The following is a 15022-nucleotide window of genomic DNA, read 5'->3' on the forward strand; positions in this document are numbered from 1 at the left end:
CACCCCGCCCGCGTGCGTAGCATGGAAGCCCCATGACTGACACCCAGAACACGCCCGGACGTGGCGCCACCAGCACCCACCACACCGTGGTCGTCCCCAACAGCATCGACATGGTCAGCCTGCTCGGGCCCGGCGACGAGCACCTCGCGCTGCTCGAGCGCGCCTTCGACGCCGAGGTCCACGTGCGCGGCAACCGCATCACGCTGCACGGCGAGCCCGGTGAGGTCGCCCTCGCCGAGCGGCTCCTCGACGAGCTCGTGACCATCATCCGCACCGGCCAGGGCCTCAGCACCGAGACGGTCGAGCGGGTGCTCGCGATGCTGCGCGCCGAGACCACCGAGCGGCCCGCCGACGTGCTCTCGCTCAACATCCTGTCCAACCGCGGGCGCTCCATCCGGCCCAAGACGCTCAACCAGAAGCGCTACGTCGACTCCATCGACAAGCACACGATCACCTTCGGCATCGGCCCGGCCGGCACCGGCAAGACCTACCTGGCGATGGCCAAGGCGGTGCAGGCGCTCCAGGGCAAGGACGTCAACCGGATCATCCTGACCCGCCCCGCGGTCGAGGCGGGGGAGCGGCTGGGCTTCCTGCCGGGCACGCTCAGCGAGAAGATCGACCCCTACCTGCGGCCGCTCTACGACGCCCTCCACGACATGATCGACCCCGACTCGATCCCCAAGCTGCTCGCGGCGGGGACGATCGAGGTGGCGCCGCTGGCCTACATGAGGGGCCGCACCCTCAACGACGCGTTCGTGATCCTCGACGAGGCCCAGAACACCACGCCCGAGCAGATGAAGATGTTCCTCACCCGGCTCGGCTTCGGCTCCAAGATCGTGGTCACCGGTGACGTGACCCAGATCGACCTCCCGGGCGGCACCCGCTCGGGGCTCCGCGTCGTCGAGGACATCCTCACCGGCGTGGAGGACGTGGTGTTCAACCGGCTGACCAGCCACGACGTCGTCCGCCACAAGCTCGTCGGCCGGATCGTCGCGGCCTACGACGAGTTCGACGCCCGCGGCGACGGCGCCCGGGGCGATGCGGGTCGGGACGGGCGCGGCCGGTGAGCATCGAGATCATCGACGAGTCCGGCCACGGTCTCGACGTACGCCGCCTCGCCGGTCTGTCGCGCTTCGTGATGGACCAGATGCGGGTCCACCCGCAGGCGGAGCTCTGCATCAAGGCCGTCGACGAGCCGACCATCGCCCAGCTCAACGGGCAGTGGATGGAGAAGGAGGGTCCCACCGACGTGCTGGCGTTCCCGATCGACGAGCTGCGGCCCGGGCTGGTCGACGCGGAGCCGGAGGAGGGCGTGCTCGGCGACCTGGTGCTCTGCCCGGCCGTGGCCGAGCGGCAGGGTGAGCAGGCCGGGCACGGCACCGAGGCCGAGATCGAGCTGCTGACCGTGCACGGGATCCTCCACCTGCTCGGCTACGACCACGCCGAGCCCGAGGAGCACCGCGAGATGTTCGGGCTCCAGGACCAGCTGCTCGCCGGCTGGCGCACCCGCGGCAGCGACCAGCGGTGACCGGCTCCGACCTGTGGCTGCTCGGCGCGGCCGCAGCCCTGGTGGTCCTCGCGGGCGTGTTCTCCGCCGCCGACGCCGCGCTGGCGTCGTACTCCCGCGCCCGCGCCGAGGAGCTCGCCGCCGAGGGACGGGCCGGTGCCCGCCGGCTCGTGGCGCTGCTCGACGACGCCACGCGTCACCTCAACACAGCACTGCTGCTCCGGCTGCTCTGCGAGATCTCGGCGACGGTCCTGGTCACCCAGCTCGTGCGGGACCTGTGGGACGGCGACTTCTGGAAGGCGGCCCTCTCGTCGATCGCGCTCATGCTGGTGGTGTCGTTCGTCGTGATCGGCGTCGGGCCACGCACCCTGGGCCGCCAGCACGCGGAACGGGTCGCCCTCTGGTCGGCCGCGCCCCTCGCCACCGCCACCCGGGTGCTGGGCCCCGTGTCACGGGTGCTGATCATGGTCGGCAACGCGCTGACTCCCGGGCAGGGCTTCCGGGAGGGACCGTTCGCGACCGAGACCGAGCTCCGCGAGCTCGTCGACCTCGCCGAGGCCTCGGCGGTCATCGAGTCCGGCGAGCGCAAGATGATCCACTCGGTCTTCGAGCTCGGCGACACCATCGCCCGCGAGGTGATGGTCCCGCGCAACGACATCGTCTACATCGAGCGCTACAAGAACCTGCGGCAGACCATGTCGCTGTTCCTGCGCAGCGGCTTCTCCCGGATCCCCGTGACCGGGGAGAACCTCGACGACATCCTGGGCTTCGCCTACCTCAAGGATCTCGTGCGCCGCGACTTCGAGGCGCCTGACGTCGAGTTCACCCAGCGCGTGGAGGAGGTGATGCGGCCGGCGATCTACGTGCCGGACTCCAAGCCCGTGGACGCGCTGCTGTCGGAGATGCAGTCGATGCGGCAGCACATCGCCGTCGTCGTCGACGAGTACGGCGGAACCGCAGGCCTGGTGACGATCGAGGACGTGCTCGAGGAGATCGTGGGCGAGATCACCGACGAGTACGACGAGGAGGAGATCGACGTCGAGGTGCTCGACGAGGGCGTGGCCGCCCGTGTCTCGTCCCGATACCCGGTCGACGACCTCGACGAGCTCTTCGGCTTCCAGGTCGACGAGGAGGACGTCGACAGCGTGGGCGGCCTGATGGCCAAGCACCTCGGGCGGGTGCCCATCCCCGGCTCCTCGGTCGAGGCCCACGGCCTGGTGTTCGAGGCCGAGGAGACGGCTGGTCGACGCAACAAGGTCGGCACCGTGCTGATCCGACGACTCGCGCCGGTGGTGCCGGAGGCGGGGGAGGGAGACCTCGATGAGTGACCTTTCCGCCGAGGACGCGAAGCTGGTGACGCTGGCCCGCGCCACCCGGACCCGGGCCGGGGCCGCGGAGGGCGCCGCGCTCCGGGACGCCGACGGTCGCACCTACGCCGGCGCGACGGTCGACCTGCCCTCGCTGCACGTCTCGGCGGTGGGGGCCTGCGTCGCCATGGCGGTGGCGGCTGGTGTCCGCGGCGTGGAGGCCGTGGTGGTGCTGACCGAGCAGGATGAGGTGCCACGGGCCGATCGGGCTGTGCTCGCCGAGCTCGGTGGCGCCGGGGTCACGGTGCACCGCGGCGAGCCCCGGGGCACGGTGCTGGAGTCCTTCCGGACCTGAGCCTCGGGTAAAGACTTCGACGGGTTGACGGATACCTTGACCGAAATCGACCGCGCTCGGTCACAATCTGTCCATGGACGTTGTCGAAGCTGCGATTCTCCGGGAGATCGACCCCGCTGAGCTGGGCGGTCGTATCCGTGCTGCGCGTGTTGCCAAGGGCTGGACCCAGACCGACCTGGCGGGCGATCTCGTCTCCGTCGGCTACGTGTCACGCCTCGAGTCCGGCCAGCGCCGGCCCAACGCCGAGGTGCTCTCCGGGCTGGCTGCCCGGCTCGGGCTGCCCGTCGACCAGCTGCTGCGCGGCGCCAGCGCGCGCGAGCACGACGAGATCCGGCTGGAGCTCGACCTGGCGGAGTTCGCGTTCGAGAACGGCGAGGCCATCGAGGCCGAGTCGCGCGCACGCCACGCCATCGACCGCGCGACGTCGGCGTCCCTCCACGACCTCGTGGAGCGCGGGCGCTTCCTGGTCGCCCGGACGCTGGAGCAGCAGGGCGCCATCGACGAGGCGATCCTGCAGCTCGAGCCGCTGGTCACCGCCCCCGAGGGCGGCATCCTCAAGATCCAGGCCGCCATCGCGCTGAGCCGCTGCTACCGCGAGTCCGGCGACCTCGGGCTGGCGATCGAGACCGGGGAGCGGGTGCTCGAGAAGCTGTCGGGGACGCCGCTCGACAGCGCCGACGAGTCCGTGCAGCTCGCCGTCACCCTGGCCGCCGCCTACTCGGAGCGGGGCGACGTGGGCCAGGCGGTGCGCACCTGCCGCCGGGCCATCGACAAGGCCGAGACGCTGCAGTCACCCAAGGCCCGGGCCTCCGCCTACTGGAACGCCTGCATCCTGGAGACCAAGCAGGGCCGGATCCGCGAGGCCGTCCCCCTCGCCGAGCGCGCGCTCGCCCTCCTGTCGGAGGGTCGCGACGGGCGCAACCTCGCCCGGCTGCGGACCGAGCTCGCCGACATGCAGCTGCGGCTCGACCCCCCCAACGTGGAGGCGGCCCACGAGCAGCTGGCCAAGGCGGCGGTGGAGCTCCACACCTCCAGCGGCGGCGCCATCGACTTCGCGCGTCACAGCCTCTCGCGTGCCCGGGCCCTGCTGCTCGAGGGAAAGTACGACGAGGCGCGCCAGCTCGCCGCGGAGATCAACGAGGCCGTCGGTTCACGTGCGCCCATGCTGGCCGCGGACGCTCTCGCGGTGGTGGGTCAGGCCTGGGGCGGAGGCGGCAACTTCGCCGAGGCCGGCAACGCCTACCGCCAGGCAGTGCTGGTGCTGACCGGCGTGGGATCCGACCGCGAGGCGGCCGAGCTGTGGTTCGAGCTGGCCGGCCTGCTCGAGGGAGTCGGCGACATGGAGTCCGCCCGCTCCGCCTACCGCAGCGCCGCTGCCTCCGCCGGACTGCGCAGCCGGCCGGTGGTGCGCCTCGACGTGGAGTCGCGGCAGGAGATCTGAGAGCGCGCGTCCTCCTTGCGGACGCACGAAGCGGGGCCGGAGGTCTTCCTCCGGCCCCGCTTGTGTGCTCAGGGGCTGCGTGGGTCGACAGCCCTGCAGCTGGTCAGCAGCACCAGTTGTTGGTCCTGGTGTTCGACGACTTGCCGGCCTCGGCGGTGGTGGCCACGCCGGCGGTGCCGAGGGTGGCCGCCAGGGTGGTGACGAGGGCGGCGATGACGAGCTTGACCTTGCGGTTCATGACGGTCTCCTGAGGGTGTGGGTGGGTTGTGGCCGACGGACACCCGAGACAGAGCTCCGTCTTCAGCGGCTGGTCAGCAGCACCGGTGGGTGTCCTTCTCGCGGATGGTCGTGTCCTGCCGGCGTCGGCCTGGCGACGCCGGCGCACCCGAGAGTGGCGGCGTGGCGAGGGCGCTCATCAGATGCCCTGCCTCCCAGCCATGCTAGGTCCGCTGCCGTGGTGCTCGTGGGAAAACTGGTGATTTCTGTTCCCCGTGAGGCGGCTCCGGCCGAGCCGTTGCCACCCGGGTCCTAGCAGCACCAGTTGTTGCCACGGGTGATGGAGGACTTGCCGGCCTCGGCGGTGGTGGCGATGCCGGCGGTGCCGAGGGTGGCCGCGAGGGTGGTGACGAGGGCGGCGATGACGAGCTTGGCCTGACGGGTCATGTCGATCTCCTGGTGCTGTGGTGGGTGTCGTGCGTGTGGTGAACCGGGCCCCGAGAGAGGACGAACCTGCGTGTCAGGTCAGCAGCACCAGTTGTTGCCACGGGTGATGGAGGACTTGCCGGCCTCGGCGGTGGTGGCGATGCCGGCGGTGCCGAGGGTGGCCGCGAGGGTGGTGACGAGGGCGGCGATGACGAGCTTGGCCTGACGAGTCATGTCGATCTCCTGGTGCTGGTGGTGGGTATGCGCCTGATGTGCTCAGGATGGGGACTCGGAGGCAAATTGGGAAGAGGGCACGCGCAGGATTTTCCCTGTCACAGGGGCGCCGACCGGCGTGATTCACGCTCAGAATCGAGGGTCGAGCCCGGCATAGACCATCTCCGGGAAGTGGGTGCGGAATCCGGGGCGGTGTGTAAACTGGGGTCACAGGCAGGTGGCAAATCCCCCTTTTGCCCACGCCGGCCTGATTGGCGGGAGTGCCACCCACCCCCGGAACCCCGCCGAGCAACGGTGCCGCCCAACAGGCACGGAGGCTCCCCGCACTCGGTACGGGGAGCCTCTCTCGTTCCCGGACTTCCACCCGTTCCGGCCGCCGCTTCGGAGTAGCGTGGTGCCCGTGACCCTGGTCGGTCCCCACCTCCACGACCTCGCGGTGTCGCGGCTGCGGCGCTCCTACGCCGCGCTGCCGCAGGGTGAGCAGGTACGACTCGCCAAGGGCACGACGAACCTGTTCCGGCAACGGCAAAATCTGGCCGGTGGTCTAGACGTGTCGGGCCTCCGCGGGGTCGTCTCCCTCGACATCGAGGCCGCGACGGTCGACGTCCAGGGCATGTGCACCTACGAGGACCTGGTCGCCGCGACCCTGCCCCACGGGCTGGTCCCGTGCGTCGTTCCGCAGCTGCGCACGATCACGGTCGGGGGTGCCGTCAGCGGGCTCGGGATCGAGTCCACGAGCTTTCGGCGCGGGCTGCCCCACGAGACGGTGCTCGAGATGGACGTGTTCACCGGGGCTGGTGAGGTGGTGACCACCCGTCCGGGCGAGGAGCTCTTCGACACCTTCCCCAACTCCTACGGATCCCTCGGCTACGCGACCCGGCTGCGGCTCCTGCTCGAGCGGGTCCCGGGCCGGGTCTCCCTCCGGCACCTCGACGTGGACGACCCCGGTCTGCTGGCGAAGACCATCGGCCTCGTGGTCGAGACGGGCGAGCACGACGGCGTTCGGGTCGACGGGCTCGACGGGGTCTCGTTCGCGCCGGACCGGCACCGGCTGACCCTCGCCACCTGGAGCGACGAGGCGGGTCCCACCAGCGACTACACCGGGCAGCAGGTCTACTACCGGTCGGTGGCGGAGCGCGACCGCGACCTGCTGACCATGCACGACTACCTGTGGCGCTGGGACACCGACTGGTTCTGGTGCTCGCGCGCCTTCGGCGCCCAGCACCCGGTGCTGCGTCGGCTGTGGCCGCGCCGGTGGCGCCGCTCCGACGTCTACATGCGGCTGCTGGCCCTCGACCGGCGCTTCCAGGTCGCCGACCGGCTCGACCGTCGGGCCGGCCGGCCACAGCGCGAACGGGTCATCCAGGACGTCGAGGTGCCGCTCGAGGGGCTCCCGGAGTTCCTCACCTGGTTCGACGCCGAGGTCGGCATGCGACCGGTCTGGCTGTGCCCGCTCGTGACCAGCCGGGACTGGCCCACCTACCCCCTGGAGCCCGGACGCTGCTACGTCAACGTCGGGTTCTGGGGCACCGTCCACGTCGGACCGACCGCCCCGGAGGCGCCCCGCAACCGTGCCGTCGAGACGAAGGTCCTCGAGCTCGGCGGCCACAAGAGCCTCTACTCTGACGCCTTCTACGACCGGGAGACCTTCGACCGGCTCTACGGCGGCGACCACCTCGCCGCCGTCAAGCGCCGCCACGACCCCGACGACCGGCTGCCCACGCTCTACGACAAGGCGGTGCTGCGACGATGACCACGGCACGGATGACGATCGCCGAGGCGGTGACCTCCCTCCTGCGCGACGGCATGCCAGTCCGGTTCGAGGCCTACGACGGCAGCACGGCCGGGCCCCGTGACGCCGGCATCGGTCTCGAGCTGCTCAACGAGCGCGGCCTGTCCTACCTCCTGACGGCGCCCGGCGACCTCGGCATGGCCCGGGCCTACGTCTCCGGCGACCTGGTCGTCCACGGCGTCCACCCGGGCGACCCTTATCCCGCGCTGGTCGTGCTGATGAACCACCTCCGGTTCCGCACGCCCAGCGCCCGGGAGGCCGTGACGATCGTCAAGGGGCTCGGCCTGGGCACCCTCCGCCCGCCATCCCCGCCGCCCCAGGAGTCGCTGCCGCGGTGGCGGCGCGCGGTCGAGGGACTGCGGCACTCCAAGGGTCGTGACGCCGAGGTCATCTCGCACCACTACGACGTCTCCAACCGGTTCTACGAGATGGTGCTGGGTCCCTCGATGACCTACACCTGCGCCGTGTTCCCCACGCGCGAGGCGACGCTGGAGGAGGCGCAGACCGAGAAGTACGACCTGATCTGCCGCAAGCTGAACCTGCAGGCCGGCCAGCGGCTCCTCGACGTGGGGTGCGGCTGGGGCGGCATGGTGCGGCACGCCGCCCGGGAGTACGGCGTCAGGGCGCTCGGGGTCACCTTGTCGGTCCAGCAGGCATCCTGGGCCAAGGAGGCCATCGACCGCGAAGGGTTGAGCGACCTCGCCGAGGTGCGCCACCTGGACTACCGCGACGTCGTCGAGACCGGCTTCGACGCCGTCAGCTCCATCGGCCTCACCGAGCACATCGGCGTGCGCAACTACCCGGCGTACTTCTCGCACCTGCGTGACCGGCTCCGACCGCAGGGCCGGCTGCTCAACCACTGCATCACCCGCCCCCACAACCGGCGCCAGATGATCGGTTCCTTCCTCGACCGCTACGTCTTTCCCGACGGTGAGCTGACCGGTTCGGGACGGATCATCACCGAGGCGCAGGACGTCGGGCTGGAGGTCATGCACGAGGAGAACTTCCGCCTCCACTACGCGCTCACCCTGGCGGGCTGGAACCGGAACCTGCGCGACCACTGGGACGAGTGCGTCGCGGAGGTGGGCGAGGGCACCGCCCGGGTCTGGGGCCTCTACATGGCGGGGTCGCGGCTGGCCTTCGAGCGCAACCAGATCCAGCTCCACCACGTGCTGGCCACCCGCACCAGCGATGTCGGGGAGGACGGGTTCCCGCTCCGACCGCGGTGGTGACTAGCCTTGCGACGTGAGCACGCGCGCCCGGTTCCACGACGCCACCGTCGCGGCCCGGGAGCAGCTCTCCCCCCACCTGCTGCGCCTCACGCTGTCCGGGCTCCAGGACTTCGTGAGCACGGGCGTGCCCGACGAGTGGGTCGGACTCGTCGTTCCGGGGCAGTTCCAGTCGCGCTACTACACCGTGCGTGACTGGCGCGACGGACAGCTCGTCGTCGACGTCGTCGTGCACGAGGTCGGCCTGGTGACGGAGTGGGCGTCCCGGGACTGCGTCGGCGACACGGTCACGGTCAGCGACCCCAAGGGGTCCTTCGCCCTCCCGCCGGACGCCGAGTGGCTGCTCCTCGTCGGGGACCTGACGGCGCTGCCGGCGATGGCGCGCATCACGGAGGCCCTGCCGGACCTGCCGACGCGGGTCTGGGCCGAGGTCGCCGACGACCTCGACGGCTACCTGCCCGCGGGTCCCGACGTCACCTGGCTCGAGCCGCCCGCCCCGGGCAGCAGCCGACTCGCCGAGGTGGTCGAGGAGATCGACTGGCCGGCCGGTCAGGGGTACTTCTGGATGGCGGGGGAGTCCGCCCAGATGCGCGCGATCCGCAGGTTCCTCATGCGCGAGCGACAGCTGCCGTCCTCGGCGTACGACGTGATGGGCTACTGGCGCGGCGTGAAGGAGCGTCGTCCCAGGGCCGTCGACCCGGGACCCGTCTGGCGGGCCGGCAAGGCGGCGGGCAAGACCGACGAGGAGATCTGGGCCGACTACGACAGGGCACGAGATGGGCAGTGACGAGATCGGCGAGGACCCGATGAGCCAGTACGCCGGGTTCCGCAGCGGCTTCGCCTGCTTCGTGGGCCGCCCCAACGCAGGGAAGTCGACGTTGACCAACGCGCTGGTCGGCCAGAAGGTCGTCATCACCTCGGACAAGCCGCAGACCACCCGGACGGTGGTGCGGGGCATCGTCCAGCGGCCCGACGCACAGCTCGTGCTCGTGGACACCCCCGGCCTCCACCGGCCGCGGACCCTCCTCGGTGAGCGGCTCAACGACCTCGTCCGCACCACCTGGAGCGAGGTCGACGTGGTGGGCGTGTGCTTCCCGGCCGACCAGAAGATCGGACCCGGAGACCGGTTCCTGGTCGCGGAGCTCGCCAAGGTGCGGCGTACGACCAAGGTCGCGATCGCCACCAAGACCGACCTCGCCGCGCCCGACCGGATCGCTGACCACCTCCTCGACATCGCCGAGCTCGGGCGGGAGACCGGCACCGAGTGGGCCGAGATCGTCCCGGTCTCGGCCGTCGCGGGCGACCAGGTCGGTCTGCTCGCCGACCTCCTGGTCGGCCGGATGCCGGAAGGGCCGCCGCTCTACCCGGACGGGGACCTCACCGACACGCCGGAGGAGCAGCTGGTGGCCGAGCTGATCCGCGAAGTGGCCCTGGAAGGGGTCCGCGACGAGCTCCCCCACTCGATCGCTGTCGTGGTCGAGGAGATGGGCCTGCGCGAGGACCGCCCCGACGACAAGCCGTTGCTCGACGTGCACGCCAACCTGTTCGTGGAGCGCTCGTCCCAGAAGGGGATCGTGATCGGCCACCGCGGGGCACGGCTGCGCGAGGTCGGCAGTCGGGCGCGTGGGCAGATCGAGGCCCTGCTCGGCACCCCGGTCTACCTCGACCTCCACGTCAAGGTCGCCAAGGACTGGCAGCGCGACCCCCGGCAGCTCCGCAGGCTGGGGTTCTGAGGACGGCCGACCGGGCCGGTCAGTCCGGGATCCAGCACAGGCCCCACGTCTGGCCGGCCCGCCACTGGTCGGCGGTCGGCCACTCGTAGCCCCATTGGAAGTCGAGCGGGTCGTCCGCCGCCGCCTCGCCGGCGGCACGGCACGGGTCCTCACCGGCCGATCGCGCCCGAGCGACGCCCGGGTAGTCGCCGGACCCCAGACCCACGGTGCGGATCGCCCGCCACGTGTGGTCCCGGTCGCACACGACGCGCTGGAAGCCCCGGGTTCCGGGCTCCGCCGTGCCGCACACGCCGTACCGGTCACGTCCTGTCGCGGTGTCGAGCGCTCCGCGCAGCGACCCGGTCGTGGCCAGCAGGTCGCGCGCGCCGGCCAGCACGACCGCGTCGCACCGGAACCACGCGGCGCCGGCGTCCGACTGGCGCACCGTCGGGGTGAACCAGACCGCGCGCAGCATGCTGAGGCGCCGTTGCTCCTCGGTCCCACCCACGAACCGGGCCAGCAGCCGCGGACAGGCCATCGACACCTGCCGCTCGATCCGCGCAGAGTCGACGGCGAGCAGATGACCCCCGACCACGGAGTCGAGATCGCCGACGCGGAAGGTCTCGGCCGTGTGCTCGCGCCGGCACGGGACCTCGTTCCTGCCGGCCGAGGGAGAGACGGCGGCGGCGTACGACAGGCGGCGGCAGCTGCCCACCCGGGGGCGCGGTGCCGGCGACGCCGTGGGGGGAGGGCTCGGGGTGGGGGACACGACGGCGGACGAGGCCGGTGCGGCGGGCTGCCTGCCCGGGTCGGCCGCCTCGCCGGAGCAGCCCGTCAGCGCGACGACCGCGGCGAGGGCTGCCAACCGGCGGATCATCGGTCGGTCTTCGCCCAGCAGACCGAGCGACGGTTGCCGACCTCCCACTCGGCCTCGTGGAACCACGTGTAGGCGAAGTCGTACTTCACGGGATAGCCGAGCACGGCGCCGACGGAGGAGTCGCAGAAGTCACGTGTCCGCACCTCCACGACCCGGTCGCCGGGGTAGTCGTCCTCCGGCTCGCCCAGCTTGATCGTGGTCACGGCGCGCCAGCTGTGGGGCTCGGAGCACGGCACCCGCGCCGCCGCCGACACGGTCGCACCGTCGGCGCACACCAGCCACTTGTCGTCCACCTTTCCCTGGAGCAACCCCTTGCTGGTGGGTGGGAGGTCGACGTACTCGGCGCTGTTGTCGCCGCCCCCGACGATGTCGCACCGGTACCACCGGGCGCCGTCGTCCCAGGCCGTCTCGGAGGGCCGGAACCACGCCCAGCTCACGACGCTGCGCATCACCAGGCTCTCGTCGCCGCCGACGAACTTCTCGAACTTCTCGCTGCAGGTGCTGTAGGCGAACCGGCCGAGCGCCTCGTCGTCGTAGGCGACGTCGTCGAGCTCCGCGGGCAGCTGCCCGACCGCGTAGGTCTCGGCGGTGTGCGGCTCGCTGCACGGCACCGTCCGGGTGGCGTTGCTCGGCTGGGCCACGTCCTGGGGGGTGAGCACCCGGCAGGCACCGAGCTCAGGGGTCTCCACGGCGTCGACCTGGGCGGGGTCGACGTTGGTCCCCTGGTCGTCACCGGAGCAGCTCGCCAGCAGCACGACCCCCGCGAGGCCGGCCAGCAGCCGCGTGCGGACGGCGGTCATGCTCGGTGTGCTCCCTCACTCGCTCAACAGAGCCGCGATGGTACCGCCCAGCTCGTACGCCGCCGCGAGGTCCTCCTCCCGTGGGTCACCCATGACGGTGAGGACCTCGGCCGCCTGGCGCCAGGGAAGTGCCCCGGTGATGCTCAGCACCGACCGCACCGCTCCGGTGGTGTCGTAGCGACCGTGCACCCAGAGCCCGAACGGCTTGCGGCCTCCGGTGACCGGCGTCCCGGACCCGTCGTCGCCCAGGGCGCCCCCGAGCCGCAGGAAGGTGGTGTCGAAGAAGTGCTTCAGGGCGCCGCTCATGTAGCCGAAGTTGGCGCTGGTGCCGAGCAGGAAGCCATCGGCCGCTTCGGCGTCCGCGGCCGAGGCCTCGAGCGCAGCCCGCACGGTCACCTCGACCCCCGACACCTGGTCGTCGTGGGCGCCGGCCACGACGTTGTCCGTGAGCGCCCGCAGCGTCCGGGTGGGGGAGTGGTGGACGACGAGCAGGCGGGCCATGCCGTCAGGGTAGGCGTGGCCGTCGGCGGTCAGGTCACCGTCGAGGGCAGCAGCGACTCGAGCAGCTCGGCACCGCGGGCCGCGCCACCCGCGGCGTCGAACCCGGCGGCGACGCGGGCGGCACCTGCACGACAGCCGAGGGCCTGCTCCACGCCGGTACGCAGGGTCGACCCGGTGAGGCGGGCGGACCTGACGCGCGCGCCGGCTCCGGCGTGCACGACCCGCGCGGCGACCTCGAGCTGGTCGCGACCGAAGGGCACGACGCAGACGGGCACGCCGTGCGCGAGGGCCTTCTGGGTCACGCCCATCCCCCCGTGGGTCACCGCCACAGCCGCCCGTTCCAGCAGGATGCCGTGCGGCACGAACTCGTGGACGCGGACGTTGCCAGGCAGCGGCCCGAGGTCGGTGAGGCCGGCCGGCATCGTCGCGACGACGGTCCACGGACCATCGGCGAGCCCGGTGACGGCCGCGCGCACGAGGGCCTCGTCGCGCTGGTACTCCGAGGACGTCGCGACCAGCACCAGGTCGCCGTCGACGTCCGTGAGCCAGTCAGGCGCCTCGGCCGCCGGTTCCCAGGCGAGGGCCCCGATCATCTGGACGCCCGGAGCCCAGTCCGGGTGGGGGTACTCGAGGGGCTCGGCCGTCGCGACCAGCATCAGGGGTGCGCTCCGGAAGAACTCGTCGGCCCCACGCACGGGGGCGAGGTCGTGGTCGGCGCGCAGCTGGTTGAGGCGCGGCCGGACTGCCCGTTCGGCAGCACCGAGGAACACGGGGCGGGCGATCCCGTCGCGCAGCCGGCCCGCCAGGCCGCCCAGGGGTCGGAGGCCGGGTCCGTAGGGCGGGGTGCCCGGAGAGGAGAGTGCCGGGGTGTAGGGGCTGAAGCGCGCCCACGGGCCGCCCCACGCCTCGGCGGCGACCGAGGCGCCCCACGCGTTGATGTCGACGAGGAGCAGGTCGGGCGCGACGGCGTCGACGGCGCTGAGGAGGTCCGGTGCGTCGTGGGCCGCCCGGGCCACGAAGGTCGCGACGGAGGACTTCAGTGCGCCGACGGCACCCCGCGCCCTCCAGTCATCCATGGGCACCGCCTCGATCGCCGGGTCGATCGGTTCCGCGTGCAGGCCCAGCGAGCGCATCGTCGCCACCCGGGACGACAGCGTGCGCAGGTGCACCTCGTGCCCCCGCGAGCGGAGCTCGAGCAGGAGCGGCGTCATGGGGAACAGGTGGCCGATGGCGGGGCTGGTGTAGGCGAGGACGGTCGACATCAGGACCTCCGGGTGAGTGGTTCGAGCAGCTCGGTGAGCGCGAGCGCGGTCTGCCGCCGGCTCAGGCCGGCATCGAGCCGCAGCAGCTTCCAGGTGTAGACGTCGCACACGGCGACGTACTGGGCCAGGCGTCGCGAACGCTCGACGCCGGTCGTGCCCGAGAGCCAGGGGGCGAACACCGCGGCGCACCACCGCCGGTGCAGGGCTCGCCCGGACGCCGTCATGGCGGCGATCGGAGCCACCGTCTCCTCCTCGGCGAGCAGCCGCAGGGCCGTGAGGCCGTGCTCGTCGTAGTGGTCGAGGAGGTTCTCGACGATCCCGGGGAGGTCGCCCGCCGGTGCGGACAGCCGCTGCCTCGCGACCTGCTCACCCACGCGGTCGGCGGCGGCGGCGATCAGACCTTCCTTGTCGCCGTACCGCCGGATGACGGTCTGCACGGTGACGCCGGCGCGCTCGGCCACACCGGCGAGGGTCAGGCGGGAGTAGGGGAGCTCGGCGAAGAGCTCGGTGGCGGCGTCGAGGATCCGGGTCCCGGTCTCCTCGATGGAACGGGCACGTGCGGTCATCACGTAGCCCCGCGGCTTTTTCATGTTAATCAAATTAACACCAATAGCGGTCCTCGACCACGCTGGTCCGGACCGATACCGTGAGCCGCGTCGACCGGGGAGGTCTCCATGCGCATCGCCGCCGCTGCCGTGACAGCTGTTCTCGTGCTGGGCCTGTCGGGGTGCGGAAGTGACGAGGAGGGCCAGGCCCGGGAAGCGCTCGCCACCTCGCTGCTCGCGAGCAACGCCGACGGCACCTTCGAGGTCTCCCAGGAGGAGGCCGACTGCGTCGCCGACGGGATGGTGGAGGAGATCGGGGTCGACAAGCTGATCGACTACGGCCTCCTGACCGAGGACCTCGAGGCGCGCGACGAGAGCCTCGAGAACCAGGAGCTCGAGCAGGAGGACGCCGACAGCGCGGCCACGGTCTTCGTCGACTGCGTCGACGTGCAGGCGCTGCTGACTGACTCCATCGCCCAGGGGCTCGGCGGCGACGTCGACCCCGAGCTGGCCAGCTGCATCGAGGAGCGGCTCACCGATGAGGTGGTGCGCGACTTCCTCGCCACGGTCTTCACCGGCGACCAGGCGGCCGCCACGCAGGCCGTGACCCAGGAGCTGAGCAGCTGCCTGACCGCCTGAGCTGTCCAGCCCGTGAGCGGCGGTCGGCGTCCGGCGGCGTCCCGAGGACGGGTCGGCTACGCTGACGGCGTCATGACGTGCGCGCTGCTTCTTCGCTGCCGCCGCGAGGGCTGATCCGCCGGATCCCTTGCTGCGGAGAGCTCGCGCACCCCGGCGCCGGTCCCAGTCCAGCGATGGCA

18 protein-coding genes are annotated in these 15022 nt (G+C 71.8%); 10 read left to right on the forward strand and 8 right to left on the reverse strand.

Annotation, left to right across the window (positions count from 1 at the left end; genetic code table 11):
* The first annotated feature begins 32 nt into the window (after positions 1-32).
* The 5 genes from K6T13_RS06260 to K6T13_RS06280 all read left to right on the forward strand — a co-directional run bounded on the left by K6T13_RS06260 (position 33) and on the right by K6T13_RS06280 (position 4610).
* Positions 33-1067, forward strand: coding sequence for a PhoH family protein (locus K6T13_RS06260; protein WP_222897655.1), 1035 nt, complete (start codon positions 33-35; stop codon positions 1065-1067).
* The gene (gene ybeY / locus K6T13_RS06265; RefSeq protein WP_222897656.1) at positions 1064-1528 is read left to right on the forward strand and encodes an rRNA maturation RNase YbeY; all 465 of its coding nucleotides are present in this window, start codon (positions 1064-1066) and stop codon (positions 1526-1528) included. Before K6T13_RS06260 ends, ybeY begins: the two co-directional genes overlap by 4 nt.
* Positions 1525-2835, forward strand: coding sequence for a hemolysin family protein (locus tag K6T13_RS06270; RefSeq protein ID WP_222897657.1), 1311 nt, complete (start codon positions 1525-1527; stop codon positions 2833-2835). Before ybeY ends, K6T13_RS06270 begins: the two co-directional genes overlap by 4 nt.
* A complete protein-coding gene (locus K6T13_RS06275) occupies positions 2828-3169 on the forward strand; it encodes a cytidine/deoxycytidylate deaminase family protein (protein ID WP_222897658.1) in 342 nt (113 codons plus the stop codon). The genes K6T13_RS06270 and K6T13_RS06275 overlap by 8 nt, the downstream gene beginning before the upstream one ends.
* A 73-nt stretch (positions 3170-3242) precedes the next feature.
* Complete coding sequence (locus K6T13_RS06280) at positions 3243-4610, forward strand: helix-turn-helix domain-containing protein (protein WP_222897659.1); 1368 nt, start codon at positions 3243-3245, stop codon at positions 4608-4610.
* A 103-nt stretch (positions 4611-4713) separates the two neighbouring features.
* On the opposite strand, the gene K6T13_RS17570 is transcribed toward K6T13_RS06280, so the two are convergent.
* The 3 genes from K6T13_RS17570 to K6T13_RS17580 all read right to left on the reverse strand — a co-directional run bounded on the left by K6T13_RS17570 (position 4714) and on the right by K6T13_RS17580 (position 5486).
* A complete protein-coding gene (locus K6T13_RS17570; RefSeq protein ID WP_283247948.1) occupies positions 4714-4848 on the reverse strand; it encodes a hypothetical protein in 135 nt (44 codons plus the stop codon).
* A gap of 290 nt (positions 4849-5138) precedes the next feature.
* On the reverse strand, positions 5139-5273 hold the full coding sequence (locus K6T13_RS17575; RefSeq protein ID WP_283247949.1) for a hypothetical protein: 135 nt from the start codon (positions 5271-5273) through the stop codon (positions 5139-5141).
* A 78-nt stretch (positions 5274-5351) separates the two neighbouring features.
* Entirely contained in the window at positions 5352-5486 is a 135-nt protein-coding gene (locus tag K6T13_RS17580; RefSeq protein WP_283247949.1) for a hypothetical protein, read from the reverse strand.
* Positions 5487-5886: 400 nt separating this feature from the next.
* On the opposite strand from K6T13_RS17580, the gene K6T13_RS06285 reads away from it, so the two are divergent.
* From K6T13_RS06285 to era, 4 genes are read left to right on the forward strand one after another with little or no spacing between them, the layout of a single operon-like run.
* Positions 5887-7239: an FAD-binding oxidoreductase gene (locus tag K6T13_RS06285; RefSeq protein WP_249423962.1), complete on the forward strand. Its 1353-nt coding sequence runs from the start codon at positions 5887-5889 to the stop codon at positions 7237-7239.
* The gene (locus tag K6T13_RS06290; RefSeq protein ID WP_222897660.1) at positions 7236-8510 is read left to right on the forward strand and encodes a class I SAM-dependent methyltransferase; all 1275 of its coding nucleotides are present in this window, start codon (positions 7236-7238) and stop codon (positions 8508-8510) included. Before K6T13_RS06285 ends, K6T13_RS06290 begins: the two co-directional genes overlap by 4 nt.
* 13 nt (positions 8511-8523) lie before the next feature.
* On the forward strand, positions 8524-9294 hold the full coding sequence (locus K6T13_RS06295; RefSeq protein WP_222897661.1) for a siderophore-interacting protein: 771 nt from the start codon (positions 8524-8526) through the stop codon (positions 9292-9294).
* The gene (era, locus tag K6T13_RS06300; RefSeq protein ID WP_249423963.1) at positions 9284-10240 is read left to right on the forward strand and encodes a GTPase Era; all 957 of its coding nucleotides are present in this window, start codon (positions 9284-9286) and stop codon (positions 10238-10240) included. Before K6T13_RS06295 ends, era begins: the two co-directional genes overlap by 11 nt.
* Before the next feature lie 19 nt (positions 10241-10259).
* Here era and K6T13_RS06305 read toward each other — a convergent pair whose 3' ends face one another.
* Genes K6T13_RS06305 through K6T13_RS06325 form a run of 5 tightly spaced genes read right to left on the reverse strand, consistent with a single transcriptional unit; the run spans position 10260 to position 14249 of the window.
* Complete coding sequence (locus K6T13_RS06305) at positions 10260-11096, reverse strand: septum formation family protein (RefSeq protein ID WP_222897662.1); 837 nt, start codon at positions 11094-11096, stop codon at positions 10260-10262.
* Complete coding sequence (locus tag K6T13_RS06310) at positions 11093-11896, reverse strand: septum formation family protein (protein WP_222897663.1); 804 nt, start codon at positions 11894-11896, stop codon at positions 11093-11095. The genes K6T13_RS06305 and K6T13_RS06310 overlap by 4 nt, the downstream gene beginning before the upstream one ends.
* Positions 11897-11911: 15 nt before the next feature.
* Entirely contained in the window at positions 11912-12397 is a 486-nt protein-coding gene (locus tag K6T13_RS06315; protein ID WP_222897664.1) for a flavodoxin family protein, read from the reverse strand.
* A gap of 29 nt (positions 12398-12426) precedes the next feature.
* Positions 12427-13659, reverse strand: coding sequence for a glycosyltransferase (locus K6T13_RS06320; RefSeq protein WP_222897665.1), 1233 nt, complete (start codon positions 13657-13659; stop codon positions 12427-12429).
* Positions 13659-14249, reverse strand: a complete 591-nt coding sequence (locus tag K6T13_RS06325; protein ID WP_222897666.1) for a TetR/AcrR family transcriptional regulator — start codon at positions 14247-14249, stop codon at positions 13659-13661. The genes K6T13_RS06320 and K6T13_RS06325 overlap by 1 nt, the downstream gene beginning before the upstream one ends.
* A gap of 84 nt (positions 14250-14333) precedes the next feature.
* On the opposite strand from K6T13_RS06325, the gene K6T13_RS06330 reads away from it, so the two are divergent.
* Positions 14334-14843 carry a hypothetical protein gene (locus K6T13_RS06330; protein ID WP_222897667.1) on the forward strand — a complete coding sequence of 170 codons (510 nt, stop codon included), beginning with the start codon at positions 14334-14336 and terminating at the stop codon, positions 14841-14843.
* Positions 14844-15022: the final 179 nt, after the last annotated feature.

The sequence above is a fragment of the Nocardioides coralli genome, assembly GCF_019880385.1.
GTDB classification, from domain to species: domain Bacteria; phylum Actinomycetota; class Actinomycetes; order Propionibacteriales; family Nocardioidaceae; genus Nocardioides; species Nocardioides coralli.

What these genes read in the sequence shown, in the direction of transcription:
- K6T13_RS06275 (WP_222897658.1), top strand. Translation starts at nt 2,828, where the DNA reads ATGAGTGACCTTTCCGCCGAGGACGCGAAGCTGGTGACGCTGGCCCGC.
- K6T13_RS17575 (WP_283247949.1), bottom strand. Translation starts at nt 5,273, where the DNA reads ATGACCCGTCAGGCCAAGCTCGTCATCGCCGCCCTCGTCACCACCCTC.
- K6T13_RS06325 (WP_222897666.1), bottom strand. Translation starts at nt 14,249, where the DNA reads ATGAAAAAGCCGCGGGGCTACGTGATGACCGCACGTGCCCGTTCCATC.
- K6T13_RS17580 (WP_283247949.1), bottom strand. Translation starts at nt 5,486, where the DNA reads ATGACTCGTCAGGCCAAGCTCGTCATCGCCGCCCTCGTCACCACCCTC.
- K6T13_RS06315 (WP_222897664.1), bottom strand. Translation starts at nt 12,397, where the DNA reads ATGGCCCGCCTGCTCGTCGTCCACCACTCCCCCACCCGGACGCTGCGG.
- K6T13_RS06310 (WP_222897663.1), bottom strand. Translation starts at nt 11,896, where the DNA reads ATGACCGCCGTCCGCACGCGGCTGCTGGCCGGCCTCGCGGGGGTCGTG.
- K6T13_RS06320 (WP_222897665.1), bottom strand. Translation starts at nt 13,659, where the DNA reads ATGTCGACCGTCCTCGCCTACACCAGCCCCGCCATCGGCCACCTGTTC.
- era (WP_249423963.1), top strand. Translation starts at nt 9,284, where the DNA reads ATGGGCAGTGACGAGATCGGCGAGGACCCGATGAGCCAGTACGCCGGG.
- K6T13_RS06260 (WP_222897655.1), top strand. Translation starts at nt 33, where the DNA reads ATGACTGACACCCAGAACACGCCCGGACGTGGCGCCACCAGCACCCAC.
- K6T13_RS06330 (WP_222897667.1), top strand. Translation starts at nt 14,334, where the DNA reads ATGCGCATCGCCGCCGCTGCCGTGACAGCTGTTCTCGTGCTGGGCCTG.
- K6T13_RS17570 (WP_283247948.1), bottom strand. Translation starts at nt 4,848, where the DNA reads ATGAACCGCAAGGTCAAGCTCGTCATCGCCGCCCTCGTCACCACCCTG.
- K6T13_RS06280 (WP_222897659.1), top strand. Translation starts at nt 3,243, where the DNA reads ATGGACGTTGTCGAAGCTGCGATTCTCCGGGAGATCGACCCCGCTGAG.
- K6T13_RS06290 (WP_222897660.1), top strand. Translation starts at nt 7,236, where the DNA reads ATGACCACGGCACGGATGACGATCGCCGAGGCGGTGACCTCCCTCCTG.
- K6T13_RS06305 (WP_222897662.1), bottom strand. Translation starts at nt 11,096, where the DNA reads ATGATCCGCCGGTTGGCAGCCCTCGCCGCGGTCGTCGCGCTGACGGGC.